Consider the following 25,567-nt stretch of genomic DNA (forward strand, 5'->3'; position numbering starts at 1 on the left):
CGCATCCGTACGCGCATGGTGCAGCCTCTATCGACCATCACGCTCCTCATGAGGCTCCGAATGCGCTCCTTCGCCTGCATGGTTTCCGTCTTGGCGCTTGCCGCCGCCGTCCCTGCCCTCGCCGTCGCTGAACCGGCCGCGCCAGCGCCGACGGCGTCGGCCGCGGTCACGCCCTACACCGCCGCGCAATTCTTCGAGACGACCAGCTTCTCCATGGCCAACCCTGACGGCCTGGCTTTCTCAGAGGGACGCACCCACGTCCTGATCTCGTCGGACAAGACGGGGGTGTTCAACGCCTACGCCCTGCCGGTCGCGGGCGGCGATCCCGTGCCGCTGACGGCTTCGACGACCAACGCCACCTTCGCGCAGAGCTATTTTCCCGACGGCCGTCGGGTTCTGGTGGCGGCGGATCAGGGCGGCAACGAACTGACCCACATCTATGTGCGCGAAATCGACGGGACGCTGCGCGACCTGACGCCGGGCGACAAGCTGAAGGCCGGCTTCGTCGGCTTCAGCGACGACGGCCAGACCTTCTGGCTGACCAGCAACGAACGCGACGCCCAGGTCTTCGACCTCTACGCCTATGACGCCGCCACCTACGAGCGCAAGCTGATGTTCCAGAACCCCGGAGGCCTGGATGTCGCCGCCGTCTCTGGCGACGGACGGCTGGTCGCCCTGACCAAATCCCATACCAGCGCCAATTCGGATATCTACCTGGCCGACCTTCAGGCAGGGGGCGAGCCTTATCTGATCACCTCGCATACCGGCGACGTCGCCTATGACGTCAGCGGCTTCGGCCCCTTCAACGCCACCCTGATCTACACCAGCAATGAGGACGGCGAGTTCGCTCAGGCCTACGCCTATGACATCGCCGACAAGGCCCACAACCGCACGACCCAGGCCGACTGGGACGTCATGTATGTCTCCTATTCGCCCAACGGCCGCTATCGGGTGACGGCGGTCAACGCCGATGCTTCGACCGAACTGACTATCGAGGATGCGCAAAACCGCGCGCCCGTGCGCCTGACCGGCCTGCCCCAGGGCGACATCACCGGCGTCCGCTTCGACCCCGGCGCAGGCCTGGCCGCCTTCACCGTGGTGTCCGACACCTCGCCCGCCGACGTCTTCGTCGCCGACCTGTCGACGGGCCAGGCCCGCCGCCTGACCCACGCGCTGAACCCGGCCATCCAGGAGAGCGACCTGGTCGAGGCGACGATCGTCCGTTATCCGGGCGAAGGCGGGGTGATGGTCCCGGCGGTCCTCTATCGACCCAAGGGCGCCTCGGCGGCCAATCCGGCCCCGGCGGTCGTCCTCGTCCACGGCGGACCGGGCGGTCAGACGCGGCGAGGCTATTCGGCCATGGTCCAGCACCTGGTCAATCACGGCTATGCCGTTCTGGGGGCCAACAACAGAGGCTCGTCCGGCTACGGCAAGACCTTCTTCCACATGGATGACAAGAAGCACGGCGAAGCCGACCTGCGCGACATCGTCGCCGGCGGCGACTGGCTGCGGGCGCAGGACTGGGTGGCCGACGATCAGGTCGCGGTCATGGGCGGCTCCTACGGCGGCTACATCACCGCCGCGGCCCTGGCCTTCCACCCCGAGAAGTTCGAGGCCGGCATCGACATCTTCGGCGTGACCAACTGGGTCCGCACCCTGCAGTCCATCCCCGCCTGGTGGGGCGCGCAGCGCGTGGCTCTGTATGATGAGATGGGCGATCCGGCGGTCGACGCCGAACGCCACCGCGCCATCTCGCCCCTGTTCCACGCCGACAAGATCCGCCGCCCCCTGCTGGTGGTCCAGGGCGCCAACGACCCGCGCGTGCTTCAGGTCGAGAGCGACGAACTGGTCGAGAAGGTGCGCGCCAACAATGTGCCGGTCGAATACGTCGTCTTCCCCGACGAAGGCCACGGCTTCCAGCGTCGCGAAAACCGGATCACCGCACAGGAGGCCTATCTGGCCTTCCTGAACCGCTACGTACGCAAGGCGAACTGAGACCGCTCGTCAGGCTGTTTCCTCGACGTGCAGGACGATCCGGTTGCGGCCTTCCTTCTTGGCGCGATACAGCGCCGCGTCCGCCGCCTGCACCAGGGCGTCGCCGTCACGGTCCATGCCCTTGGACCATTCGGCGACGCCGAAGGACATGGTGCTGCTGCCCAGCGGCTGCTTGCCCAGGCGCAAGGCGATGGCGGCGACAGCCTGGCGCACGGTCTCGACCCGCGGCGCCAGGGCCTCCGCCGTGGTGCCGGGCGCGATCACAATGAACTCTTCGCCGCCGTAGCGGCAGACGATGTCGCCGTCGCGGAAACGGTGGCCCAGTTCGGCGGCTACGGCCTGTAGCACCACATCGCCCGCTTCATGGCCGAACTCGTCGTTGAAGCGTTTGAAGTGGTCGACGTCGCACATAACCACGCATAGCGGCGCACCCGAACGCGCGGCGCGCGCCACCTCCAGCGCCAGCGCCTCCTCCATGTAGCGACGGTTGAACAGGCCGGTCAGCGGGTCGCGGATCGTCTGTTCCTTCAGGTCGCGCTGCAGCTTCTGGTTGACCATTGCCGAGGCGATGTTCTCGGCCAGGACGTTGAGACGGAACTGCGTCTCGGCCTCGACCAGTCCGTCCAGATGCAGGACGCCGATCACCTCGCCCGAGGCCAGCAGCGGCTCGCAGTGATAGGGCGGGGCCATATGGTCCACATGGCCGCAGACGACATCCGCGCCCGGCTCAGACACGAAATGGCTCTGCCCTCGACGCAAGGCCCAGCACTGATCCGGCGCAAAGCCTTCCGTCTCCGCCTCATGCCCGCCCCAGCCAGACAGCGGGACCAGCAGATTGCGCGAGTTGTTGTAAGCGTAGAGCGCCCCCGGCAGCCCCGGCAGGACACGCGGCACGAAGGCGTGGATGACCTGGGCCAGTTCGTCGTCCGTGCGGGCCGCCTGCATCCGATGGGCCATCCCGCCCAGAAGCTCGATGACCTCGCCCCGCTCCCGCAGGGTCTGGGCGCTGGCCAGCAGTTCCTCATGCACGCGCTTCAGTTCGCGCTCGCTGCGGCTCTGATCTTTCGCCGCCGTCGCCAGACGGTCGGCCATGTCGTTATAGCCGCGCGCCAGCCGGTCGAACTCCCGCGACCCCATACGGCTGTCGATCCTCTGGTTCAGGTCGCCCGCGCCCAGTCCGGTCATGGCGCGTGTGATGACGCGCACCGGCTGGCGGATGCCGCGAATGACCATGAAGGACACCGACAGGGAGAAGAAGGCGATCAACGGCCCGCCGATCAGGGCCAGCCCTCGCACTCGCGCCAACCGCCGCTCGGCCGCCTCGACGCGGCGCGCCTGCACCACCCGCTCTTCGTCCAGAAGTTCTCGCGCCGCCAGCACGAAGGCGCTCATGGAATCGAAACCGCGCCCTTCGGCGATGAGCGCCTCGGCCCTGGCGAAGTCCCCGCTTCGCGCCAAGGTCAAAGGCTGGCGCATCAGTTCGATCCGGCCAGACAGCTGCGCGCCCAGAGCCTGCACCCGCAGTTGCTGCGGCGGGTTGTCCCGCGTCAGCTCCACCAACTCGCTGAACGCCCGCAGGGAGTCTGAAACCCGTGCGTCAAAGGACTGGGCGTAGGCCGGGTTCTGCGTCAGCACATAGGCGCGCTGCCCCGACTCCGCGTCGCGCAGCCCGGCCACGGTCTCTTCCATCGCCTGGATGACCTGGGCGGAGTGCGTCACCCAACGAAAACTTTCGCGGGTCTGCCGCGAGGCGTCGGCCAGGGCGGCCACGAGAACCAGTAAAGCGACCACCACCAGGGCGCTGACGGCGGCGATCCTGGACGTAAGGGACTGAAACATGCCCCCACCGTTAACCTTCGACAGTTGACGGAGGTTGAATCGATCAGAGGGTCCTACGCGGCCTCGTCCTTGGTCGGCATGACCTCGCCGACGGTTGGGCGGTTCTCGGTGAAGACGACCTCCACCTCGCGCGGGCGGACCATCTCATTGCAGCAGCCGCAGGCGATGCGGGGCTTCAGGTCGTGCCCGCAGGTCTTGTGGCGCAGCACGATGCCCGACGGCTCGTCGCCATAGACGTGCTTCTCGCCCCAGGCGTGCAGGGTGACGAGGACGCCGTACAGATCCTTGCCCTTGGCCGTCAGCACATATTCGTTGCGCGGCGGACGCTCGGAATAGGGCCGCGGCTCCAGCACGCCGTGATGCACCAGCGACTTCAGCCGCGCAGCCAGGACATTGCGCGCCACGCCCAGCCGCTCCTGCCATTGCTCGAAGCGGCTGACGCCGTTGAAGGCGTCGCGGATGACCAGCATGGTCCACGGATCGCCGATCACCTCGAGGGTGGCGGCGACCGAGCAGCTCTGGCGCGAATAGTCGGCGGTGCGTCCCATGAGCGGAAAGTGACCTCGCGTCAGGCTTTTGACAAGGGTTGCCAATCGCGACGGAGTCGGTCAGTTTCTATTTGCAACTGACGGGACGGCTTCCCTCCCTCGACTCGGAGGCGGCGCCGTCGCAGGTTCCGCCTACGCTTTTCGATGTTGAGTTCATGACCAAGCCTGACCTGATCCACGCCGCCTTCCGCCTGACGCCCGAGGACGACGGGGCTTTGGCCGCCCACCTGTCGGGCGAGTTCTCCAACGGTCCGATCAGCGCCCCGCCCGAGGCGGGCTTCCCCTTCGGCGGCCTGCTGGCGGCCCTGTGCGCCGGGGCCATGCGCCAGGGTCTGGGGATCGAGGCGCCGCTGCGCAGCCTGACGGTCCAATATCTGGCGGCCGCCCGTTACGGCCAGTCGCTGCACTTCCGGCCCCGGATGCTGCGCGGCGGCCGCAACGTCGCCTACGCCGTGGTCGAGGGCGGCCAAGGATCGAAGCTGACCCACCACGCCAGCGCCACCTACGGCGCCGACGGCCCCACGCCTGTCCCGCTGACGCCCCTGCAGGCGCCGCCGCCCTCGCTGGACTGCTTGAAGGACGCGCCGGGCATCAGCGGCCCGATGGCGCCGCGCTTCTCGCAACACGTCGACTATCGCTTCGAGAACGGCCCCAACATTCTGGGCGGCAATGAGGGCAAGCCGGTCGTCGAGCGGGTTTGGATGCGGGTGAAGGACGGGGCGCCGCTGGACGAACTGCGGATGTGCTACCTGCTGGACGCCCTCTATCCGCCCGCTTGGACGGCTTTCAAGGCGACGCCGATGATGACGACGGTGGACCTGCGCTGCGACTTCCTGGCCGACCCGACGCCGGACGCCGCGCCCGACGGCTGGGTCTTCTTCGAATACCGCCTGCTCGATCACGGCCTGGGCTGGTCGGTGGACGAGGCGATCGCCTGGGGCGCAGACGGCAGCCCCCTCGCCCTGGCGCGCCAGCGCCGCAAGCTGCTGTGAGGCGCCGCTTGCCAGCGGGCCTTCGCCTCCCCTAATCCCCCACGAAACGATTCACTTACGGAAACGCTCGCCATGACCGCCGCTTCTGATCCCGTCGTCATCTGCTCCTTCGCCCGCACCCCGATGGGCGGCTTCCAGGGCGCGCTGTCGCCGGTCAAGGCCACCGACCTGGGCGCCGCCGCGGTGAAGGCCGCCGTCGAGCGCGCGGGCGTCGCGCCGGAGAAGATCGAGCAGATCTTCATGGGCTGCGTCTTGCCCGCCGGTCTGGGCCAGGCTCCGGCCCGTCAAGCCGCCATCGGCGCAGGCCTCGGCAAGCACGTCGAGGCGACGACGGTGAACAAGATGTGCGGCTCGGGCCTGCAGTCGGCCATGATGGCGCACGACGCCCTCTTGGCAGGCACGGCCGAGGTCATCGTCGCGGGCGGCATGGAGTCGATGACCGGCGCCCCCTATCTGATGAACAAGCACCGCGGCGGCGCCCGCATCGGCCACGACGTCATCGTCGACTCCATGATGATGGACGGCCTTGAAGACGCCTATTCCCCCGGCAAGGCCATGGGCGTCTTCGCCGAGGACGCGGCGGCCCAGTATCAGTTCACCCGCGAGGCGATGGACGAATACGCCATCGAAAGCCTGACCCGCGCCAAGGCCGCCATCGCCTCGGGCGCCTTCAAGGCCGAGATCGTCCCGGTCGAGGTCGCCACCCGCAAGGGCCCGGTGACGGTCAGCGAAGACGAACAGCCCGGCAAGGCAGACGCCGCCAAGATCCCGACGTTGAAGCCCGCCTTCGTCAAGGACGGCGCCGTCACCGCCGCCAACTCCAGCTCCATCTCCGACGGCGCGGCCGCCATGGTCATGACGCGCGAAAGCACGGCCAAGGCCCTGGGCCTGCCCATCGTCGCGCGCGTGGTCAGCCACGCCGCCCACGCCCATGAGCCGGCCCTGTTCACCACCGCCCCCGTTCCTGCCATGCAGAAGGCCCTGAAGAAGGCCGGCTGGTCGGTCGAGGACGTGGACCTGTGGGAGGTCAACGAGGCCTTCGCCGTCGTCGCCATGATCGCCCAGCAGGAACTGGGCATCGACCGCGCCAAGTTGAACGTCAACGGCGGCGCCACGGCTCTGGGCCACCCCATCGGCGCCTCGGGCGCGCGCATCCTGTCCACCCTGCTGGCGGCGCTTCAGGCGCGCGGCGGCAAGAAGGGCATGGCCTCGCTGTGCATCGGCGGCGGCGAGGCCGTGGCCATGGCGGTGGAACTGGTCTGATCCTGCGGCGTTGTCGGCGGTCAAGCTTACTGACTGTGGAGACCTCCCCCTTGAAACTCCCCGCCCTGCTCGCCGCCGGCGTCGCCGCCCTCAGCCTGACCGCCTGCGCCACCGCCCAGGCCGAAGGCGCCATGACCCAGGCTGACTCCGTGACCGGCCAGGCCGGTTCCGCCGACCTCAAGGCCTTCCCGGCCGCGACGGCGGGCCAGACCCGCCACGTCATCAACCTGCCGGCCCAGTCGGACGAGGACGCCCTGAAGGTTGAGCTGATCCTGGGCAAGACCCAGACGGTCGACTGCAACCGCCAGTTCTTCGGCGGCCGCCTTGAAACCCGCACCGCCGAGGGCTGGGGCTACGACTACTATGTCCTGCCCGCCCTGGGGAACGCGGCCAGCACCCTGATGGGCTGCCCTCCGGGCTCGGAGCGCGAAGCCTTCGTGACGACGCAGGAGCAGCCGCTGATCCGCTACAACTCGCGCCTGCCGGTGGTGGTCTACACCCCGTCGGACGTCGAAGTGCGCTATCGCGTGTGGCGCGCGGGCGAGACCCAGACCGCGCGCTGATCCGCGCCGTTCTTTGAGATCAGACGCGGGCGTCGATCGGATTCGATCGGCGCCCGTTTCGTTTCAGGCCCGCGTCTTCCATCCGCATCCCGCTGCATCAGCGAGGCCAAGGAGGCGCACCCGGCGCTCAGGACGATCATGGGCCGACTCCTGCATCTGCGAACCATTTGCAGGTTTGCGCAGAGTCGGCCGTCGTGCAAGCGTCCGTCTCCATTTCTCTCGGAGAGTCGCTATGCGCGAAGACGGCAAGCTGGATTATCTCGAACTGCCCGCGACGGATCTGGCGGCGCACAAGGCCTTCTACGCCCAGGCGTTCGGCTGGAGCTTCCAGGACTACGGCCCGGCCTATGCGGCGTTCAGCGAAGGGCTGGACGGCGGCTTCACCCCCGACGCCATGACGCCCAAGCCCCTGCCCATCCTGTACGCCCATGATCTGGAGGCCATGCAGGCCAAGGTCGAGGCGGCGGGTGGCGCGATCACCCACGCCATCTTCGCCTTCCCCGGCGGGCGGCGCTTCCACTTCCGCGACCCATCCGGCAACGAACTGGCCGTCTGGTCCGAGAAATAGGACTCTACTTCGGGTCGACGGTCTGGGCGATGCGCTCGGCCTCGTCGCGGTCGGCGCCGTCCTGGGCCATCACCCAGACGTGGACCTCGGCGGGTTCCGCCGAACGCTGGAACAGGTGCTCCATGGCGATGCGACGCTGGCCTTCGGTCGTCACCACCGAGACGCGGCCGCCGACCGTCACCTGTTCCCCGTCATAGATCGGAAATTGCGAGGAAGGCCCGGCGTAGATCATCAGATAGGTCTTGCCCGCCTTGCGCACCGAATAGACGTGGGCGCCCGGCGCCGCGCGCCCCTCGACCAGTTGGAAGCCCGGCGGCAGATCAATGATGAACGGCAAGGCGGCGCGTTCGGCGGCGCTCAAGCCTTGCAGCGCAGGCGTCGGCGTCGGCGTCGGTGCGGGAGCGGGCGTGGACGTTGCAACGGGCGCGGGCGCGCGCTGCGGCGCGGGCGAGGCCGATTGGGGCGCCGGTTGCGGGCGAGGCGCTGCGACGGGCGCCTGCTGGGCCTGCGGCGACGGGACCGGAGAAAGCTGAGTTTGCGGCCGCTGAGGCGGGACGGCGGATGAAGGCGCGGCCGCGGTCGAAGCGGCCACAGGCGGCGCGCCGTTCAGACGACGCGTCAACTCCTCGATGCGGACCCGTTCTGCAGGATCCTGACGGGCGGCGGCGGGCGGCGGGGCCGGTCGCTCCCGCCCCTGCGGCGCAACCGCGCGCTGCATCGGCTGAGGCGTCGGCTGGGGCGCAGCCTGGCGCGCCGGTTGGGGCGTCGGCTGTGCAGCGGGCGTCGTCGCTCTTTGCGGTGCGGGCGGCGCGCCGTTCAGTCGGCGCGTCAACTCCTCGATGCGGGCCCGCTCGGTCGGATCCTGCTGCGCGGCGGCGGGCGTCGCGGACAGGGCCAGAGGAGCGGCGAGCGACAGGGCGGCGACGAATACGGCTTTCATGACAACGACATTGACGGCCGGGGCCGCACCGGGTCAAGCGGCCATCGCGCCCGCCGGATCAGGCGCCCGGCAGTTCTACCCAGAAGGTCGCGCCATGCCCCGGCGCCGAAATCACGCCGATCTCGCCGCCCTGCAGTTCGACCAGCCGCTTGGCAAGGGTCAGGCCGACGCCATGCCCCTCAATGGCCGAACGCTCGAGGCCCAGACGGTTGAAGGGCTCGAACAGTTGCGCCTGCTTCTCGTCCGAGAGACCTGGCCCTCGGTCTGTGACCTCGATACGGACGCGGTCGCCGCTCCAGGCCGCGCGCAGGACGACCAGCCCGCCCGAAGCGCCGTATTTGACGGCGTTGTTGGCCAGATTGCCGACCACCTGCGTCAGACGTTGGGAATCGGCCCGCGCCACCAGGTGATCGCCGGCGGCGACCACGTCGATCTTCACCGCCGCCGCTTCAGGATTCAGCAGCAGGCTGCGGCGGACGTCCTCCAGCACGCCGGCGACGTCGGTCGGGCGAATATCCACCTTGACCGCGCCCGCCTCGGCCCGCGCCACGTCGAGCAGGTCGTGGGTCAGGGCCTCGACCTGGCGGGCCGTCTTGACCAGCATCTGCGCCATCTCGACCTGGTTGGGCGTGGCGGCGCCCAGGTGCCCTCCGGCCCACAGTTCGCCGATGCCGATGACGCCGCCGATCGGGCTCTTGATCTCATGGGCCACATTGGCCAGCAGCCGCGACTTGGCCGCCGAAGCGCGCTCGGCCCGCAGCCGTCCTTCCCTGGCGCGCTGCATCAGCCCGTCACGCTCTTCCAACAGGGCGGCGACCATCAGGATCGGCATATAGCCCAGCAGGATCAGCAACTGCGCCAGCAGGGCGCGATCCTCGGGATCGAACTGATGATAGGGACCGTGCCCGGCCATGGTGCCGCCGATGGCCACCACCGACACCACCAGCAAGGCCCAGGCCGCGCCGATCACGCGAAAGCGCACCGCCGCGAGCACGATCAACGGCAGCAGCAGAAAGCCGTAAGGCAGGCTCATATGCGAAAAGATGGCGTAGCAGGCGCTGGCGAGCAGCACGCCCAGCCCGATGGCCTCGGCCAGGCGCGCAGGCTGCTTCAGCATCCTGAAATGGGCTTTACGCAGGCTGAGGCCGAACACGCCGATCACGGCGAAGCCCAGGGCGTGGCCGCTCCACCAGATACGCAAGGCGTCCAGGAAGTTCTCGTCCGCCATATTGGACAGGGCCACGGCGGCGATCAGGGCCGACGGCAAGGGCGCGATCGCGCATACCGCCAGGAAACGCGCCAGGCCTTGCACGCTGTCGACATGCAACCCCGTGACCACACGACGCGTCAGCACGACCGCCAGAACGATCTCCAGCAGATTGGTCAGGGTGAAGAGGATCGACAGCGACGGACCGTTGCCCGCCAAGATTTCGCCGGCAAAGACGCCCGCCAGCACCAGGACGCCGAAACCGAGGTCGTATTGCAGGCCGCGGCCGCCGCGCAGCCATGCGGCCATAGCCAGGCCGCCGGCGCCCCACAGGGCGGCGACCAGACCGTTGGCGCGAGCGAAGCTGATCGCGAGAACCACCAGCACGGCCACGCCCAGCGCGGTCAGCATCGGAGCCAGCGGTCGGCGGAAGAAGTCGGCGTTCGGCGGCGCCAGGGTTTCAACCGGAGCGGTCCCCTTGCCCGTCGCGTCCAATGCGACTTCTCCTCTTTGGAGCGCGCGGCTCATGCTCATCAATCCGGCCTAGAACTAGGGTCTTAGGCTTGATCTTCGCGCGCGTTCCTAAACATCCCCTGAAGCGTGACCCTAGGATCAATACGCGGTTCGCAGCGCCTCATCGAAAGCGCGCATGGCCGCCGCCGGACCGTCAGGATGACGCCAGACCCCGGCGCTGACCGCCACGAAGTCGGCGCCGGCCGCTGCGATGGCCCCGGCGTTTTCGACCGTAACGCCGCCGATGGCGACGCAGGGAACCTCCATCGTCTCCTGCCAGATGGTCAGGATCTCCGGTTCGGCGTGATGGGCGACGTCCTTGGTCTGCGTCGGGAAGAAGGCGCCGAAGGCCACATAGTCGGCGCCGCCCTCGGCCGCCTCCATCGCCAGGTGGCGGCTGTCGTGGCAGGTGACGCCGATCATGGCGCCCTCGCCCATGATGCGCCGCGCCTCGGCCAGGGAGGCGTCCTCCTGCCCCACGTGCACCCCGTCGCAGCCCGTGGCGCGCGCCAGGTCCGGCCGATCGTTCAGGATCAGGGCCACGTCATGCGCCTGGCAGATCGGCTTCAGCCGGGCGACGGCCGCACGAATCTCCTCGTCCGAGGCCGCCTTCAGGCGGATCTGCAGGGCGGCGCAGTCGCCTGCCGCCAGAGCGGCCTCCAGCTCTGCGGCGAACGCCTCCAGGTCCGGGAGGGCGGCCGGCGTGATCAGGTACAGCCGGCAGGCCGGGCGGGCGGGAATTTGCGGTTGACGAGCCATGGCCGAGCCCTGCCCGTCGCCGCCGTCGTCGTCAATGTCGCATGTGCATGCGAATGATTTGCACCCGCCTTAATAAGTGCTATAGCGAGCCATTCTCAGTGTTCCAGGTGCCTCGCCTTGTACGTCTGCAACTGTAACGGTCTTCGCCAGCGTGACGTCGCCCTTGCCATCGAGGCGGGCGCCAACCGTCCCAAGGACATCTTCGCCAGCCACCAGTGCGCGCCTCAGTGCGCCAAATGCGTCTGCGAGATGCGCCAGATGATCCAGGAAACCCAGGCCGCCTTCGCCATCGCCGCCGAATAGAGGCGGATTTTGAAAGCGGATTTCACTCGCATTATCAATGCGGTGATAAGAACTCGCAAATAATCCACGGCGTTTCAGCCGTGTTATGAAGTCCTTACGGGCGGCCGAAAGGCTCTGTCGTCGCGCCGACGTCGCTTTCGCCGCCGCTGAAACAAGGACGATGACAATGAAGGGCGATCCCGCGATCATCCGCACCCTCAACGCGGTGCTGACCAATGAACTGACGGCGGTGAACCAGTATTTCCTGCACGCCCGCATGTTCGAAAGCTGGGGCCTCGCCCACCTGGGCAATGTCATCTACGAAGAATCGATCGGCGAGATGAAGCACGCCGACATGCTGATCAAACGCATCCTGTTCCTGGACGGCCTGCCCAACCTGCAGGATCTGCACAAGCTGAAGGTCGGCGAAGACCCCATCGAATGCCTGGGCGCAGACCTGCAGCTGGAAATCGACAGCCGCGCCGCCACCCGCGACGCCCTGACCCAGTGCGAAGAAGCCCGCGACTACGTCAGCCGCGACCTGCTGCTGAAAATCCTGGCCGACACCGAGGAGCACATCGACTTCCTCGAGAACCAACACAGCCTGATCAAGTTGATGGGCGCGCAGAACTATCTGCAGTCGGCCATGAAGGAAATCACCACCGACGGCGCCGCCACCGGGAACTGATCCGAAGACCGGGCGCGGCGTCGGAGGGCGGGAACGTCCGCCGCGCCCGGTTGTTCTTGGCTGCATGAGCAGCATGGACGACGCCCTCGACGCCGCCCGCGACCACGCAGCGGATTTTCTCAACGCCGAAGGCCGCGACTGGCGGCACGTCGCCTTGGGCGCCGCGCTGACTGTCGGCTTCGCCCTGGCGGCGACGGCCGTGGCGACCCGCGCCGTTCCCCCGCAGACACGCGGCCTGACCGGCGCCCGAAAACGCGAGGGTCCGATCACCGAGCGGCCGCGCGGACCGTTCAGCCTGATCCTGCCCGCCGTCTTCTCGGCCACCACCCTGTCGGCCCTGCGCGTGTGGAACGCCCCCGCCCGTCCCGGCCGCAACACTGCAATGGGTCTGTGGGCTGTCGCCCAGGCGGTCAACGCCGTCTGGCTGGCGGCGCGGCCTACTGGACGCTGGACCCAGATTCTGGCCGCCATGTCCTCAGCCGGTCTGGCCGCCGCCTTCGCCCATGAGGCGCGCAAGCTGGATCCCGGCGCAGGCAAGCTGGCCGCGCCCACCGGCATGGGAGTGCGCCTGGCCAATCAGGCGGAACGCGGCCTGGACGACGCCGCCTGAATCCGCGGGTCGCCGAGCAGCGCCATTGCCCTTTTTCGCTTGATCCTCTAGGGCTCGCCGCGATTTGGCGCGCCACGCCCTGGCGGTCGGCGCCTGCCGCCCCCCAGCAACGAGCCCTACGGTTCTCATGAAAATCAACGCCAACACCATCAAGCCCGGCATGGTCCTGCAACACAATGGCGGCCTGTGGGTCGTCACCAAGGCCAGCCACGTCAAGCCCGGCAAGGGCGGCGCCTTCGCCAACGTCGAGGCCAAGAACCTCGAGACCGGCAACAAGCTGAACGAACGCTTCCGCTCGGAAGACAAGGTCGAGCGCGTCACGCTGGAACAGCGCGACTATTCCTACCTGTTCGACAACGGCGAAACCCTCGTCTTCATGGACGACGAGTCCTATGAGCAGATCGAACTGCAAAAGGGCTGGGTCGGCGAAGACCGCATCCCCTACCTGCAGGAAGGCATGAAGGTCATCATCGAGTCGCACGAAGACCGCCCGATCGGCCTGGAACTGCCGGAACAGGTCGTGCTGGAAGTCGTCGAGACCGAGCCGACCGTGAAGGGCCAGACCGCCTCGTCGTCCTACAAGCCCGCCAAGGCCTCGAACGGCATCCGCGTCATGATCCCGCCCTTCATGTCGACGGGCGAGAAAATCGTCGTCGACACCTCGACCGGCGAATACGTCCGCCGCGCGGACTAACAAACGCCGTCATTCCCGGCCAAGGCCGGGCGCTGTAAAGACTACAGGGGCGCGGATGGTCCGCGCCCCTTTTGCTTCTCCGTCCATCCGGGCCGCTGGCTTTTTAAGGATCGACGGATCAGGAGAACCGCCTATGGCCCTCGCTTCCGCCCTGCTCCAGGTCATGATGGACGCCGTCCGCAAGACCGCCCGCCCGATGCTTCGGGATTTCGGCGAGGTGTCCCAGCTCCAGGTGTCCCGCAAGGGCCCCGGCGACTTCGTCACCGCCGCTGACGTCAAGGCCGAGCAGACCCTGTTCGAGCTGCTGCTGAAGGCCCGCCCCGGCTACGGCTTCCTGGGCGAAGAGCGCGGCATGGTCGAGGGCACCGACAAGACCCACACCTGGATCGTCGACCCGATCGACGGCACCACCAACTTCATGCACGCCATGCCCCACTTCGCCATCACGGTGGGCCTGGAGCGCAAGCACCCCGACGGCACGTCCGAGATCGTGGCCTGCGTCACCTACAACCCGGTCATGAACGAGATGTTCTGGGCCGAAAAGGGCAAGGGCTGCTATCTGAACGACACGCGCATCCGCATCGCCGGACGCGTCGACATGGCCGAGTGCCTGATCGCCACGGGCCTGCCCTTCATCGGCAAGTCGGGCCACGGCCAGGCCATCAAGGACATCCACGCCGTCGGCCAGCGCGTCGCCGGCATCCGCCGCCTCGGCGCCGCCTCCCTGGACTTCGCCTGGGTCGCCGCGGGCCGCTACGACGCCTATTTCGAGCGCAACCTGCAGCCGTGGGACGTGGCGGCGGGCATCCTGCTGGTCACTGAGGCCGGCGGCGTCGTCACCGCCATCGACCAGGACGGCGACCCGATGAGCGGCAAGCAGATCGTCGCCGGCAACCCCGAAATCCAGGCCAAGCTGCGCAAGATCCTGCGCGAGGCCTGACGTCACCCTCTCCCAATGGGAGAGGGCTTGAGCCTCCAAGAGCGAAGCGATTGGCCAGGCGAAAGGGTGAGGGTTCACGGCGAAAGTCGGCGTAAGCCGTCGCGCCGCGGCTCACGCCGACTGATAGGACAAGCCCCTCACCCTTTGGCTGCTACGCACCGCCCTTCGGGTCGCGCCAGAACGACCGCTACGCCGCCGCGCGCTCAAGCCCTCTCCCGCCGGGAGAGGGTCACGCGATCACGCGCCTGTCACGTCCGGCCCCTACCCTTCGGCCATGATCGCCGCCATCCTGACCGCCGTCCTCCTGTCTTCGAGCCAACCGGCCATGTCCGCTCCCTCAGCCAAGCCGACCGTCATCGCCCACCGAGGCGCCTCTGGCGAACGGCCCGAACACACCCGCGCCGCCTATGAGCTGGCGATTGAACAGGGCGCGGACTTCATCGAGCCCGATCTGGTCATGACCCGCGACGGCCATCTGGTCGTGCGCCATGAGAACGAGATCGGCGAGACCACCGACGTCGCCGACCGTCCCGAATTCACCACGCGCCGCACCACCCGCAACGTGGACGGCGTTCCTATCACCGGCTGGTTCACCGAAGACTTCACCCTGGCAGAGTTGCAGACCCTGCGCGCCCGCGAGCGGCTGCCCGCCCTGCGCCCTGCCTCGGCCGCCTTCGACGGCCAAGAGCCGATCCTGACCTTTGACGAGGTCGTCGCCATCGCCCGCGACGCCGGCGCCCGCACCGGCCGCATCATCGGCGTCGCGCCCGAACTGAAACACCCCTCCCACTTCGCCGCCTTGAACCTGCCGATTGAGGACGCCTTCGTCGCCGCGCTGGAGCGCCACGGCCTCACCGCCGCCGACGCCCCCATCCTAATCCAGTGTTTCGAGGTCGGGACGCTGGAACGGCTGAAGGCGCGCATTGATGCGCCTCTGCTGCAACTGATGCAGGCGGGCGGCGGCCCCGCCGACCGGCCGGACCTGACCTACGCCGAGATGGCGACGCCGCAGGGCCTGGCCGAGATCGCCCGCTACGCCGACGCCGTCGGCGTGCAGGATCTGATGGTCGTTCCGCGCGACGATACGGGCCGCGCGTTGGAGGCCTCGCCTCTAACGAAGGACGCCCATGCGGCGGGCCTGAAGGTCGTGGTCTGGACCTTCAGGGCGGAGAACCTGTTCCTGCCGTCGCAATATCGCGTGGGCGACGCTCCCGCCGACCACGGCGACCTGACAGGCTGGCTGAAGGCGATCTACGCGCTGGGCGTCGATGCGGTATTCAGCGACTTTCCCGCTACGGCCGTGAACGCGCGCTTAGCCCCCTCTCCCGATGGGAGAGGGCTTGAGCCTCCAAGAGCGTCAGCGATTGGCTAAGGCGAAAGGGTGAGGGTTCGCTTTTACGTCCCCTGGAACTGAAGCTTCGCCAGACGCGCATACAGCCCGCCCTTGGCTGACAGCTGCGCGTGCGTGCCTTCCTCGACCACCTGGCCGCCGTCCATCACCACGATGCGGTCGGCGCGCAGCACGGTCGCCAGACGGTGAGCGATGACCAAGGTGGTGCGCGCCTCCATCGCCTGATCCAGCGCGGCCTGAACCAGACGCTCGTTCTCGGCGTCGAGCGCGCTGGTCGCCTCGTCCAGAAGCAGGATCGGCGCCTCGCGGACCAACGCGCGGGCGATGGCCAAACGCTGGCGCTGGCCGCCCGACAGGCTCTTGCCGCGCTCGCCCAGAGGGGTGTCGAAGCCTTCCGGCAGGGCGTCGATGAAGCCGAGCGCCTGAGCCTCTGCGGCGACGGCGCGGGCTTCCTCCAGCGTAGCCGCTTCGCGGCCGAAGCGGATGTTCTCCAGCGCCGAACCCGAGAACAGCGGCGCCTCCTGCGACACCCAGGCGAAGCGGTTGCGCACATCGACCGGATCGGCCGCGCGCACGTCCACACCGTCCACCGACACCAGGCCCGACTGCGGATCATAGAAGCGCAGCAGCAGGCGGAAGACGGTCGACTTGCCCGCCCCCGACGGCCCGACCAGGGCCACGGTCTCGCCCGGCCGCACGGTCAGGCTGAAGCCCTTCAGCGCCGGCAGGTCGGGACGCCCCGGATAGGCGAAGTCCACCGCCGACATCGACACCTCGCCGCGCGGCGGCTGAGGCAGGGCGACCGGACTGGCGGGCGGCGCGATGGCGGGGGTCGCCCGCATCAGCTCGTCGATCCGCTCCATGGCGCCCGCCGCCTTCTGCACGTCGCCCCAGCTTTCGCCCAACGCGCCGACCGCGCCCGCCGCGAACACCGACAGCAGGACGAATTGCAGCAGGGCGCCCGGCGTCATGGTCCCGGCGATCACGTCCTGCGCCCCCAGCCACAACACCAGGGTCACGCCGCCGAACATCACCATGATGATCATCGCGGTCATCACGCCGCGCGCCCGCATCCGTTTCAGAGAGACGCCGAACGCCTCTTCCACCGCCGCGCCGAAGCGGCCGATGGCGCTCTTTTCACGGCCAAAAGCCTGAACCGTCTCGATGGCGTCGACGCTTTCGCCCGCAAAGCCCACGGCCCCGGCGAAGGTGTCCTGCGACTGCACCGTCAGGCGGCGCACCACCCGGCCGAACAGGAACAGGGGCACGATCAGCACCGGCACGATCAACAGGACGAAGCCGGTCAACTTCGGGCTGACGAAGAACAGCAGGGCGACGCCGCCGATCAGGGTCAGGAAGTTGCGCAGCGCATAGCTGATCGAGGTGGTCAGCAGCGTATCCACCAACTGAATGTCCGTGGTCAGGCGCGACAGCACTTCGCCCGTCCGCATATGGGCGAAGAAGACCGGGTCCAGCGTCAGGATGCGCTGGAACAGCGCCGTGCGCAGGTCGGCGATCATCCGCTCGCCCGTCTTGGTGACGTAGAAATAGCGCAGCGCCGTCGCCAGCCCCAGGATCACGGCGTTGAGACCCAGGATCAGGAACCACTTGTCGATATTGGCGCCGCCGTTCTCGAACCCCTGGTCGATGGCGCCGCGCGCCGTCGCCGTCAGCGCCAGCGACGCGACCGTCGATCCGATCAGCCACACCGTCGCAATCGCAGCGTCCATCTTGTGCCGCCCCAGAAAGGGCAACAGCCGTCCCAGAGGCCGGATGTTGCGGCTCTTGGCGCGCTTGCCGCCCGCCTCGTCCATCTGTTCGGCCAGAACGGCGCCGGCGCCGGGGCGGCCGGTTGGTTGGGCGTGACGTTGGGGTTCAGCGTGGGTCATGGTCGCGCTCTTGCCCCGGAACGCCCCCCGGTGTAAACGCCGCCCCTCGCTCCCGTCGCGCCCTGCGGCGGGATTCTCTATTTACGCGCAGTGACGGTCGGCATCGTCGTAGCGCAGAGACGGACAAGATCGATGAAAGCGGACACGCACCCCGACTACCACTTCATCACTGTTGTGATGACCGACGGCACCACCTACCAGACCCGTTCGACCTACGGGAAGGAAGGCGCCACGCTGAACCTGGACATCGACCCGACGTCTCACCCGGCCTGGACCGGCGGCAACCAGCACCTGATGGACCGCGGCGGCCGCGTCTCGCGCTTCAACAACAAGTTCGGCGGCTTCATCAAGAAGTAAGCCACGCTCGGTGCGACAAGTTCGCCACAAAAGCGCCGGTCCCAGGGCCGGCGCTTTTTTGTTGCCCGGAACACCGTTAACATGGGCGCGTTCGATTACTCGGGGCGTGGACGTTGGGTCCGGGCCGATATCGGACCACAAGAGTTACAGACGATGAACCGACGGGAATTGGGCCTTGGCGTCGCCACGACGAGCCTGACGCTGGCAGCCGCGAACGGGGCGCTGGCCCAGACGCGCACCACGGACCCGCAGATCTTCATCGCCGGCTTCGACGCCCAGGCCGGCCGCCTGCCCGCGGCCCAGCAGGCTGACGTCCGCGCCGTCTATCAGCTGACCGGCGGCAAGCCGATCTGGACCGCCGACCGCCTGCGCATCCTGCAGGAAGTCGCCCAGGGCGCCGAGCGTCACGGCCTGCCCGCGGGAGACTTCTTCGACTTCGTCGGCCTGGCCGCCGACCGCGAGACGGCCGAAATCCGCACCACCGCCGCCGCCCTGGCGTACGCCAAGGTTCTGGCCGAGGGCCGCGTCCGGCCCGAGACGGTCGAAGAGCTGTGGGAGATGCAGAAGAACAGCGTCGACCTGCCGCGCGGCCTGGTCGACGCCGTGGCCGCCAACAAGCTGAGCCAGTGGTTCGACGCCCTGCCCCCGACGGACCTGGGCTACACCAATCTGTCGGCCGGTTACGCCCGCTATCGCCGCATCGCCCGCCAGGGCGGCTGGCCCGCCTTCCGTATCGGCGGCACCATCGAGCCGGGAACCAGCGACCCGCGCATCCCGGCCCTGGTCGCCCGCCTGGCCGCCGAGGGCGACCTGAGCGCCGCCGCCGCCGAACGGTTGAAGGGCAACCTAGCCTACGGCCCCGAATTGGAGCAGGCGGTCCGCAGCTTCCAGACCCGTCACGGCCTGGGGTCCGACGGCCGCATCGGCGGCGCCACCCAGCGCTCGCTGACCGCCACCGCCGAGGATCGCGCCCGCCAGATCGCCTTGAACCTGGAGCGCCGTCGCTGGCTGAAGCGCGACCTGAATCCGGAGCGGATCGAGGTCAACACCGCCGCCGCCATCATGGTCTACTGGAAGGACGGCAAGCCGGTTCACTCCAACCGCGTGGTCGTCGGCACCGCCGCCAACCAGACCCCCAGCCTTGAAAAGCCCTTCGCCTCGGTCGTGGCCAATCCGCCGTGGACCGTGCCCATGGGCATCGCCCGCCGTGAAATCCTGCCCAAGGGCCCCGGCTACCTGGCCGCCAACGACATGTACGTCAACGCCGACGGCTGGGTGGTGCAACGCGCCGGGCCGAAGTCGTCGCTGGGCAATGTGAAGTTCGAGCTGCAGGACAGCTACGCCATCTTCCTGCACGACACCCCGGCGCGGGGCGCCTTCAACCTGTCGGTGCGCCAGCGCAGCCACGGCTGCGTGCGGGTGCAGGACGCCATCGGCTTCGCCCGCCTGCTGCTGTCGCCCGATCCCGATCGTCTGGCCCTGTTCGATGCGGCCCAGGCCAGCGGCGAGACCAAGCGCGTGACCACCGGCCGCAATATCGGCGTGCGCCTGCTGTACTGGACCGCCTTCGTCGACGGTCAGGGCCGCGTCGCCTTCCGCGAGGACGTCTACAAGCGCGACGCCAAGTTGGCCGACGCCCTGGGCATCGCCGTCAACCTGCCCCAGGTCATCGCCGACGCCCCGATCGATCCGGATGAAGTGACGCCGTAAGGCATCCACCTCTCTCTTGTCGTCGCATGGGAGGAGGAGCCTTATCCGAAGGCGGCGCGCAGCAGGTCCATCTGGTTCTGCACTGGATTGGCCGGCGCCTCGGCGGGCTCGACGTACATCTGGCGATCCAAATGCAGGACGCGGTCGTAGAGCTTCTCGGCTCGCACCGCGTACTCGATCAGGGCGATGGGCAGGTCGCCGCGACGCGGCTCCGTCTCGATGCGGCGATCGGCGAGGCGATAGCGGGGGTCGCCCGCCGCCTCGGCGCTCATGTCCTGCTCCCGCACGGCGCGCTGCACCAGCAGCCAGGACGCGATCTGCATCAGCCGCGTCGTCAGCTTCATGCTCTCGCCCGCATAGGACAGGGCGGCCGCGCGCGACAGCAGGCGCGAATCCTGGCGTCCGTCGCCGTCCAGATAGGCGGCGGTCTCCTCGACCAGCTCCATGCCTTCGCGGAAGGTGCGCTCGAACAGCTCCGAGCGTGCGAAGTCCAGCACTTCGGCACCGGCGAGGCGCGCCGGGGTCTGATCGGCTTCGATGGCTGTCACGGGCGTCTATCCATGCATCTCATGCATCCGCTGGGTGCAATCGTCATGCCACGGAAGCTGATTCTGCGGGAGAGGGCCGTCGAAACCGTCCCCAACCGCCCGCGCCTCAGCGGAAGTTGAACAGCGCGTCGGCGGCGCTGCGCTGCGAGGACTTGCCGTCGATCGCCGCGCGGGACCGAGCGATCTCGGCCTCCAGGGCGGCGATCCGCTCCTGCAGTTCGTCCACGGCGTAAAGGTCCAGGTCTTCGCGGCCCAGGGCGGAGAGGGCCTCGCCGCGCTGCGGCCGGGGCTCCAGATCTTCGAAACTCATCCTCGCCTCCTTGGCCATTTCGAGCATGAACCCCTATGTGAACGCCGCATTGATCCGGAATGCAAGCAAGGGAGCCGCCGTGTCCGCGACCATGAAGGCCATCGAGATCGAGAACGGGCGCGGCCCCGCCGACGCCCTGCGCCTGACCACGCGCCCCCTGCCCGCTCCGGGCCCCGGCGAAATCCGCATCCGCGTACGTGCGGCGGGCGTGAACCGTCCCGACATCGTCCAACGCGAAGGCCGCTATCCGCCCCCGCCGGGCGCTTCGGACATTCTTGGACTAGAGGTCGCGGGCGAGGTCGACGCCGTAGGCGACGGCGTGGCGCGCTGGGCCGTCGGCGACCGGGTCTGCGCCCTGTTGGGCGGCGGAGGATACGCTGAATACGCCGTGGTCGACGCCCGCCACGCCCTACCCATCCCCGACGGCCTCGACTTCACCCAGGCCGCCGCCCTGCCCGAAACCGCCTTCACCGTCTTCGCCAACGTCTTTGAAGGCGGCGGGCTGAAGGCGGGCGAGACCTTGCTGATCCACGGCGCCACCAGCGGCATCGGCGTCATGGCCATCCAGATGGCCAAGGCGGCGGGCGCCCGCGTCATCGCCACCTCTCGCGGCGCCGCCAAGGCCGAGGCCGCCCGCGCCCTGGGCGCCGACGTCAGCCTGGACGCGACTGAGCACGATCTGGCCGCCGCCATCCAGGAGACGGGCGGCGCCGACGTGGTGCTGGACATGGTGGGCGCGGCCTACGCCGAGCTGAACCTCAACGCCCTGAAGCCCGGCGGACGCTGGGTGGTGATCGCCACCCTGACCGGCGCCAAGGCCGAGATCGACCTGATGCGGATCATGCTGAAGCGGATCGTCCTGACCGGCTCGACCCTGCGCAGCCGTCCGGCTGACGAAAAGGCCCGCCTGGCCGCCTCAGTCGAGGCCACTGTCTGGCCTTGGGTCGCGTCCGGCGCCGTTCGCGCTCAGGTCGAGGCGACCTTCCACCTGACCGAAGCGGCCGCCGCCCACGCCCATCTGGAGGCGGGCGCCCACGTCGGCAAGGTCGTGCTTCTGCCCTAAAAGAAAGGGCGGGAGGCCGCAGCCTCCCGCCCTCGTTTCCAGACAGGCCGGTGTTTACCAGCGACCGCCGCCGCGCGCCGGACGCAGCGACGAAATCCGGTCGTTCATTCCCGTATTGGCAAGGTTGCGCACATCGCCGCTGACGATCTCGCAGCGCCCGCGATAATAGGCGTCTTCACAGACCTCCCAGGCGCCGCGCGACAGGCGGATCGAGCTGATGGCATCGTTCATGCCCATGTTGCGCAGGTTCGGGACTTCCTCGCGGAAGCTCATCGACTGGCCGCGATAATCAGAGTCGCGATAGACGGTGATCGAGGACCGGCCCCAGCCGCCGTTGCCGGGACGACCGTCGTCCCAACCGCCGCCGGGGCGGCCTGGACGCCCGTCATCCCATCCGCCGCCCGGACGGCCGGGACGGCCGCCGTTCTCGAAATCGCCCTGGAAGCGGCCGCAGACCAGGCGTCCGTCGCGGTTGATGATCTCCTCGCTGGAGCAGCGCGCCAGTTCGATCGACGTCTCGCGCATATTACCACGCATATCGCGGCAATCGGCGTAGAGGCGACCGCGGTTCACATAGGCGCCGGTGCAGCTCTGCGCATACGACCCGCGCGGCGCGCCGCGCGTCTGCACCTGCGCTTCCGCCGTGCTCACATTGACGACGGAAAAGCCGCCCGCCGTCATGACCAGTCCTGCCGCTGCAATCACGAACTTCTTCATGACACGGTCTCCTTCGAGGTTTCTCTTGGCGCACAACGCGCTCTGGCCCCCAATGTTCATCACGACAGATGAACCTTCGCTGTATGAAGACGACAGACGACGTTTTCATTTCGGCCAAGATCACCTATAAAGGCCTTCTCGCGCCCGGCCGAAAAGGTCGGGCGCCGTCGATTCAAACGCCCGTTTTTCGGGCCGCAACCGCCGGGATCCATGCCCATGACCGACATCCTGATGCCCAAGGCCACCGCGGTCTGGCTGGTGGACAACACCTCGCTCTCGTTCGAGCAGATCGCCGACTTCTGCGGCCTGCACCCGCTTGAGGTGCGCGGCATCGCCGACGGCGACGTGGCGCGCGACATTCGCGGCGCCGACCCCATCGTCAACGGCCAGCTGACTCGCGAAGAGCTGGACAAGGCCCAGAACGACGAAAACTACCGCATGAAGGCCGTGGTCAGCCGCCACGCCGAACTGCTGAAGCCCGCCAAGTCGGGTCCGAAATACACGCCGGTCTCGCGTCGTCAGGATCGCCCGGACGCCATCATGTGGTTCGTCCGCAACCACCCCGAAGTGACCGACGCCCAGATCGCCAAGCTGCTGGGCACCACCAAGGCCACGATCGAAAGCGTGCGCAACCGCACCCACTGGAACTCGGCCAACATCAAGCCGGTCGATCCGGTGACGCTGGGACTGACCGGCCAGCTGCAACTGGACGAAGTGGTGCGCAAGGCCGCCGACAAGAAGGCCAAGGACGACGCCAAGAACGGCGTCCTGCAACCCATCGAGCCCGAGGCCGAACCGGAAGTCGTCCTGGAAGAGGCCGAAGAAGAATACGGCCTGGGCGCCGAACCCACGGCCGAATCGGTGTTCGGCTCGCGCGACTGATCCAACCGGGTCGGCGAATACAAAACGGCCCCGGAAGATCGCTCTTCCGGGGCCGTCGTCTTTTCGGATGCTAGGCCCGCTAGTGGGTTCGGGCTTCCAGACTACTGATCTCTTCCTTAAGTCGCAGCTTTCGCTGCTTCAGCTCCCTGAGGTGTGTCGGGTCCGCGGTGGGGCGGCGCATCTCCTGCTGGATCGTTTCATCCAGCGACCGATGCCGATTACCCAGTTCGCGAATACGAGCCTCGATGGTCATGGCTTGCGCCTCCATGTCTAAGGGACCACTACACTGAGCGCCCGGTTCGGCGAGGTGTGGAATCACATTGCAGTGACCCCCGCCGCTCCGGACACGGACAGGTTGGAGGCGAATTTGGCCGATGTTGTGAACACGACCGTTCGGGCGCCGGCGCCCCCTCGGCTAGTCGTTGGAATCTCTGGCGCTTCGGGCGTCGTCTATGGCGCGCGCGTGCTGGACGCCCTGCGCGAATTGGGCGTCGAGAGCCATCTCGTCGTCACCCGCGCCGCCCTGCTCACCTTGTCGCAGGAGACGGATCTCACCCCCGACGACCTGACGGCCAAGGCGGATGTGGTCCATCGGCTGAACGACGTAGGCGCCACCATCTCCTCCGGCTCCTTCCGCACCCTCGGCATGATCGTCGCCCCCTGCTCAGTGCGGACCATGAGCGAGATCGCCACCGGCGTGACCTCGACCCTGCTGACCCGCGCCGCCGACGTGACGCTGAAGGAGCGCCGCCCCTTGGTGCTGATGGTGCGCGAGACGCCGCTGCATCTGGGCCACCTGCGCACCATGACCGCCCTGACCGAGATGGGCGCCGTCATCGCCCCGCCCCTGCCCGCCTTCTACGCCAAACCCGACAGTCTGGAGCAGATGATCGATCAGTCGGTCGGCCGGGCGCTGGACGTCTTCGGCCTGGACTGGTCGGCCGTGCGCCGCTGGGAAGGCCTGAAGGGCGGAGCCGAGGCATGAGCGACGATCTGTGGACCTGGGCCTGCGCCGCCTACGCCGCGCCGGGCGTCGCCGAGGCCTGCCTGTCGCTGCAGGACTATCACGAACAGAACGTGCCCCTGCTGCTCTGGGCCGCCTGGACCGCCGTCACCGGCCGCCGCCCGGACGAAGAGACGATCGAGGCCGCCTGCGACACCGCCCGCGCCTGGCAGACCACCACCATCGCCCCTCTGCGCGCCGTACGCCGCACGCTCAAAATGCCCGTGCCGGACCTTGAGACGGACGCCCGCCTAGCCGTGCGCGAGCAGGTGAAGGCCGCCGAACTGGCCGCCGAGCGCCATCTGCTGAACGGGCTCGAAGGCCTGGCTCCCGCCCCGACCGAAACGCCTCGCCCGCCCGTCGACGCCATGGCCGATGCAGCGCGCCTGTGGGATCGCGTCGTGCCGCGTCCGGCGCTCAGAACCCTGTCCGACCTGCTTCCGACCTGACGCCAGCTCAGCTATAATCCGCCGGTCCGGGGCCTGATCATGAACGACGACGAACCTTACCTGTCCGAAGAAGACAAGGAGCTGCGCGCGCAGCTCTCCCTGCTGTTGCAGGAGCACGCAGACCTGGACGCCTCCATCGAAGCCCTGGCCCTGCTGCCCGCGCCCGATCAACTCATGATCGCCCGCCTGAAGCGCAAGAAACTGGCCCTGCGCGACGATATCGTGAAGCTGCAAGACCAGATCCTGCCCGACATCATTGCCTGAATCGCCCTCCCTGTTCCGGCAGGGAGGGAGAGCCAGGTCGTGTCCGCTACAGCGGCAGGACCGAGGTGTCCTTGACCTCTTCCATCACGGCGTAGGTGCGGGTCTCGCGCACGCCCGGCATGACGATCAGGGTGTCGGCCAGGAAGATGCGGTAGGCCGCCATGTCCTTCATCCGCACCTTGACCAGATAGTCGAAGCCGCCCGCCACCATGTGGCACTCCAGCACCTCGGGCGAGCGGCGGATGCGCTCGGCGAACTGGTCGAAGATGTCCGAGGTCGTGCGGTCCAGCAGCACCTCGATGAAGATCAGCAGCTCACGCTCGGCGAACTTGGGATCGATCAGGGCGGTGTAGCCGGTGATGACCCCCCGCTCGCGCAGCCGCCGCACCCGCTCGAAACAGGATGACGCCGACATGTTGCAGGCGGCCGCCAGATCCTGATTGGTGATCCGTCCGTCCTGCTGCAGCACCCTCAGGATGCGGCGGTCGGCGTCGTCCAGCTTGTATTCCCCAGCGCTCATGCGCTCTCCCCCTTACGCTTTACAGTTTCCCGACACTGACAAAGCCGCAGGCGATCTGCAACGCGTCTGTCAGCGACGCATGGCCGACGCCCTCCGACGTCGG

29 protein-coding genes are annotated in these 25,567 nt (G+C 68.1%); 18 read left to right on the top strand and 11 right to left on the bottom strand.

Annotated features, from left to right (window positions below; all coding sequences use genetic code 11):
* Positions 1–60 precede the first annotated feature (60 nt).
* A complete protein-coding gene (locus B3D50_RS06480; protein WP_286950246.1) occupies positions 61–1,995 on the top strand; it encodes a S9 family peptidase in 1,935 nt (644 codons plus the stop codon).
* A 9-nt stretch (positions 1,996–2,004) separates the two neighbouring features.
* Here B3D50_RS06480 and B3D50_RS06485 read toward each other — a convergent pair whose 3' ends face one another.
* Positions 2,005–3,834, bottom strand: a complete 1,830-nt coding sequence (locus tag B3D50_RS06485; RefSeq protein ID WP_286950247.1) for a diguanylate cyclase — start codon at positions 3,832–3,834, stop codon at positions 2,005–2,007.
* 53 nt (positions 3,835–3,887) lie between these two features.
* On the bottom strand, positions 3,888–4,382 hold the full coding sequence (locus tag B3D50_RS06490; RefSeq protein ID WP_046653364.1) for a winged helix-turn-helix transcriptional regulator: 495 nt from the start codon (positions 4,380–4,382) through the stop codon (positions 3,888–3,890).
* A gap of 155 nt (positions 4,383–4,537) precedes the next feature.
* On the opposite strand from B3D50_RS06490, the gene B3D50_RS06495 reads away from it, so the two are divergent.
* From B3D50_RS06495 to B3D50_RS06510, 4 genes are all read left to right on the top strand, one after another.
* Positions 4,538–5,374, top strand: a complete 837-nt coding sequence (locus B3D50_RS06495; RefSeq protein WP_286950249.1) for an acyl-CoA thioesterase — start codon at positions 4,538–4,540, stop codon at positions 5,372–5,374.
* A gap of 72 nt (positions 5,375–5,446) precedes the next feature.
* Positions 5,447–6,637: a thiolase family protein gene (locus B3D50_RS06500; protein WP_286950250.1), complete on the top strand. Its 1,191-nt coding sequence runs from the start codon at positions 5,447–5,449 to the stop codon at positions 6,635–6,637.
* A 50-nt stretch (positions 6,638–6,687) separates the two neighbouring features.
* On the top strand, positions 6,688–7,200 hold the full coding sequence (gene eco / locus B3D50_RS06505) for a serine protease inhibitor ecotin (protein ID WP_286950251.1): 513 nt from the start codon (positions 6,688–6,690) through the stop codon (positions 7,198–7,200).
* A 232-nt stretch (positions 7,201–7,432) separates the two neighbouring features.
* Positions 7,433–7,768 (top strand): VOC family protein, encoded by a 336-nt coding sequence (locus B3D50_RS06510; protein WP_286950252.1) that lies wholly within the window; start codon positions 7,433–7,435, stop codon positions 7,766–7,768.
* Positions 7,769–7,772: 4 nt separating this feature from the next.
* On the opposite strand, the gene B3D50_RS06515 is transcribed toward B3D50_RS06510, so the two are convergent.
* The 3 genes from B3D50_RS06515 to thiE form a co-directional block, all read right to left on the bottom strand.
* Positions 7,773–8,708, bottom strand: coding sequence for a hypothetical protein (locus tag B3D50_RS06515; protein ID WP_286950253.1), 936 nt, complete (start codon positions 8,706–8,708; stop codon positions 7,773–7,775).
* 58 nt (positions 8,709–8,766) lie between these two features.
* Positions 8,767–10,443 (bottom strand): sensor histidine kinase, encoded by a 1,677-nt coding sequence (locus B3D50_RS06520; RefSeq protein ID WP_286950255.1) that lies wholly within the window; start codon positions 10,441–10,443, stop codon positions 8,767–8,769.
* 84 nt (positions 10,444–10,527) lie between these two features.
* Entirely contained in the window at positions 10,528–11,187 is a 660-nt protein-coding gene (gene thiE, locus B3D50_RS06525) for a thiamine phosphate synthase (RefSeq protein ID WP_286950258.1), read from the bottom strand.
* Between the two features lie 117 nt (positions 11,188–11,304).
* Between thiE and B3D50_RS06530 the strand changes: the two genes are divergently transcribed.
* From B3D50_RS06530 to B3D50_RS06555, 6 genes are all read left to right on the top strand, one after another.
* The gene (locus B3D50_RS06530; protein WP_003165676.1) at positions 11,305–11,490 is read left to right on the top strand and encodes a (2Fe-2S)-binding protein; all 186 of its coding nucleotides are present in this window, start codon (positions 11,305–11,307) and stop codon (positions 11,488–11,490) included.
* 166 nt (positions 11,491–11,656) lie between these two features.
* Complete coding sequence (gene bfr / locus B3D50_RS06535; RefSeq protein ID WP_040345814.1) at positions 11,657–12,157, top strand: bacterioferritin; 501 nt, start codon at positions 11,657–11,659, stop codon at positions 12,155–12,157.
* A gap of 73 nt (positions 12,158–12,230) precedes the next feature.
* Entirely contained in the window at positions 12,231–12,767 is a 537-nt protein-coding gene (locus tag B3D50_RS06540) for a TspO protein (protein WP_223850832.1), read from the top strand.
* Between the two features lie 127 nt (positions 12,768–12,894).
* Positions 12,895–13,461 (top strand): elongation factor P, encoded by a 567-nt coding sequence (gene efp, locus B3D50_RS06545; RefSeq protein WP_269299504.1) that lies wholly within the window; start codon positions 12,895–12,897, stop codon positions 13,459–13,461.
* Between the two features lie 133 nt (positions 13,462–13,594).
* On the top strand, positions 13,595–14,401 hold the full coding sequence (locus B3D50_RS06550) for an inositol monophosphatase family protein (protein WP_286950264.1): 807 nt from the start codon (positions 13,595–13,597) through the stop codon (positions 14,399–14,401).
* A 274-nt stretch (positions 14,402–14,675) separates the two neighbouring features.
* The gene (locus tag B3D50_RS06555) at positions 14,676–15,773 is read left to right on the top strand and encodes a glycerophosphodiester phosphodiesterase (protein ID WP_286950267.1); all 1,098 of its coding nucleotides are present in this window, start codon (positions 14,676–14,678) and stop codon (positions 15,771–15,773) included.
* A gap of 23 nt (positions 15,774–15,796) precedes the next feature.
* Here the strand turns inward: B3D50_RS06555 and B3D50_RS06560 are convergent, their stop codons facing one another.
* Positions 15,797–17,641, bottom strand: coding sequence for an ABC transporter transmembrane domain-containing protein (locus B3D50_RS06560; protein WP_286950270.1), 1,845 nt, complete (start codon positions 17,639–17,641; stop codon positions 15,797–15,799).
* Between the two features lie 132 nt (positions 17,642–17,773).
* Here B3D50_RS06560 and rpmE point away from each other — a divergent pair, with 132 nt between their 5' ends.
* Together rpmE and B3D50_RS06570 are read left to right on the top strand one after the other, a co-directional pair.
* Entirely contained in the window at positions 17,774–17,998 is a 225-nt protein-coding gene (rpmE, locus tag B3D50_RS06565) for a 50S ribosomal protein L31 (RefSeq protein ID WP_003168899.1), read from the top strand.
* A gap of 153 nt (positions 17,999–18,151) precedes the next feature.
* Positions 18,152–19,708, top strand: a complete 1,557-nt coding sequence (locus B3D50_RS06570) for a L,D-transpeptidase family protein (protein WP_286950274.1) — start codon at positions 18,152–18,154, stop codon at positions 19,706–19,708.
* Between the two features lie 41 nt (positions 19,709–19,749).
* Here B3D50_RS06570 and B3D50_RS06575 read toward each other — a convergent pair whose 3' ends face one another.
* Both B3D50_RS06575 and B3D50_RS06580 read right to left on the bottom strand, forming a co-directional pair.
* Complete coding sequence (locus B3D50_RS06575) at positions 19,750–20,154, bottom strand: DUF1465 family protein (protein WP_409516090.1); 405 nt, start codon at positions 20,152–20,154, stop codon at positions 19,750–19,752.
* Positions 20,155–20,362: 208 nt separating this feature from the next.
* Positions 20,363–20,566: a DUF1192 domain-containing protein gene (locus B3D50_RS06580; protein WP_024353289.1), complete on the bottom strand. Its 204-nt coding sequence runs from the start codon at positions 20,564–20,566 to the stop codon at positions 20,363–20,365.
* A gap of 91 nt (positions 20,567–20,657) precedes the next feature.
* On the opposite strand from B3D50_RS06580, the gene B3D50_RS06585 reads away from it, so the two are divergent.
* The gene (locus B3D50_RS06585) at positions 20,658–21,629 is read left to right on the top strand and encodes an NAD(P)H-quinone oxidoreductase (protein ID WP_286950437.1); all 972 of its coding nucleotides are present in this window, start codon (positions 20,658–20,660) and stop codon (positions 21,627–21,629) included.
* Positions 21,630–21,683: 54 nt separating this feature from the next.
* Here B3D50_RS06585 and B3D50_RS06590 read toward each other — a convergent pair whose 3' ends face one another.
* Positions 21,684–22,346, bottom strand: coding sequence for a beta/gamma crystallin-related protein (locus B3D50_RS06590; protein WP_269299491.1), 663 nt, complete (start codon positions 22,344–22,346; stop codon positions 21,684–21,686).
* A gap of 216 nt (positions 22,347–22,562) precedes the next feature.
* Here B3D50_RS06590 and B3D50_RS06595 point away from each other — a divergent pair, with 216 nt between their 5' ends.
* Positions 22,563–23,228: a DUF1013 domain-containing protein gene (locus tag B3D50_RS06595; RefSeq protein ID WP_088410059.1), complete on the top strand. Its 666-nt coding sequence runs from the start codon at positions 22,563–22,565 to the stop codon at positions 23,226–23,228.
* 79 nt (positions 23,229–23,307) lie between these two features.
* Here B3D50_RS06595 and B3D50_RS06600 read toward each other — a convergent pair whose 3' ends face one another.
* Entirely contained in the window at positions 23,308–23,481 is a 174-nt protein-coding gene (locus B3D50_RS06600) for a YdcH family protein (protein ID WP_081461894.1), read from the bottom strand.
* A 126-nt stretch (positions 23,482–23,607) separates the two neighbouring features.
* On the opposite strand from B3D50_RS06600, the gene B3D50_RS06605 reads away from it, so the two are divergent.
* The 3 genes from B3D50_RS06605 to B3D50_RS06615 are packed head-to-tail and all read left to right on the top strand — an operon-like array spanning position 23,608 to position 24,944.
* The gene (locus B3D50_RS06605) at positions 23,608–24,213 is read left to right on the top strand and encodes a UbiX family flavin prenyltransferase (RefSeq protein WP_286950439.1); all 606 of its coding nucleotides are present in this window, start codon (positions 23,608–23,610) and stop codon (positions 24,211–24,213) included.
* Complete coding sequence (locus B3D50_RS06610; protein ID WP_286950282.1) at positions 24,210–24,680, top strand: TIGR02444 family protein; 471 nt, start codon at positions 24,210–24,212, stop codon at positions 24,678–24,680. The genes B3D50_RS06605 and B3D50_RS06610 overlap by 4 nt, the downstream gene beginning before the upstream one ends.
* Positions 24,681–24,719: 39 nt before the next feature.
* Positions 24,720–24,944 (top strand): YdcH family protein, encoded by a 225-nt coding sequence (locus B3D50_RS06615; protein ID WP_046653338.1) that lies wholly within the window; start codon positions 24,720–24,722, stop codon positions 24,942–24,944.
* A 46-nt stretch (positions 24,945–24,990) separates the two neighbouring features.
* Here B3D50_RS06615 and B3D50_RS06620 read toward each other — a convergent pair whose 3' ends face one another.
* On the bottom strand, positions 24,991–25,464 hold the full coding sequence (locus B3D50_RS06620; RefSeq protein WP_003165692.1) for an Lrp/AsnC ligand binding domain-containing protein: 474 nt from the start codon (positions 25,462–25,464) through the stop codon (positions 24,991–24,993).
* Positions 25,465–25,567: the final 103 nt, after the last annotated feature.

The organism is Brevundimonas sp. UBA7507, from assembly GCF_002478355.1.
Lineage (GTDB): Bacteria > Pseudomonadota > Alphaproteobacteria > Caulobacterales > Caulobacteraceae > Brevundimonas > Brevundimonas diminuta_D.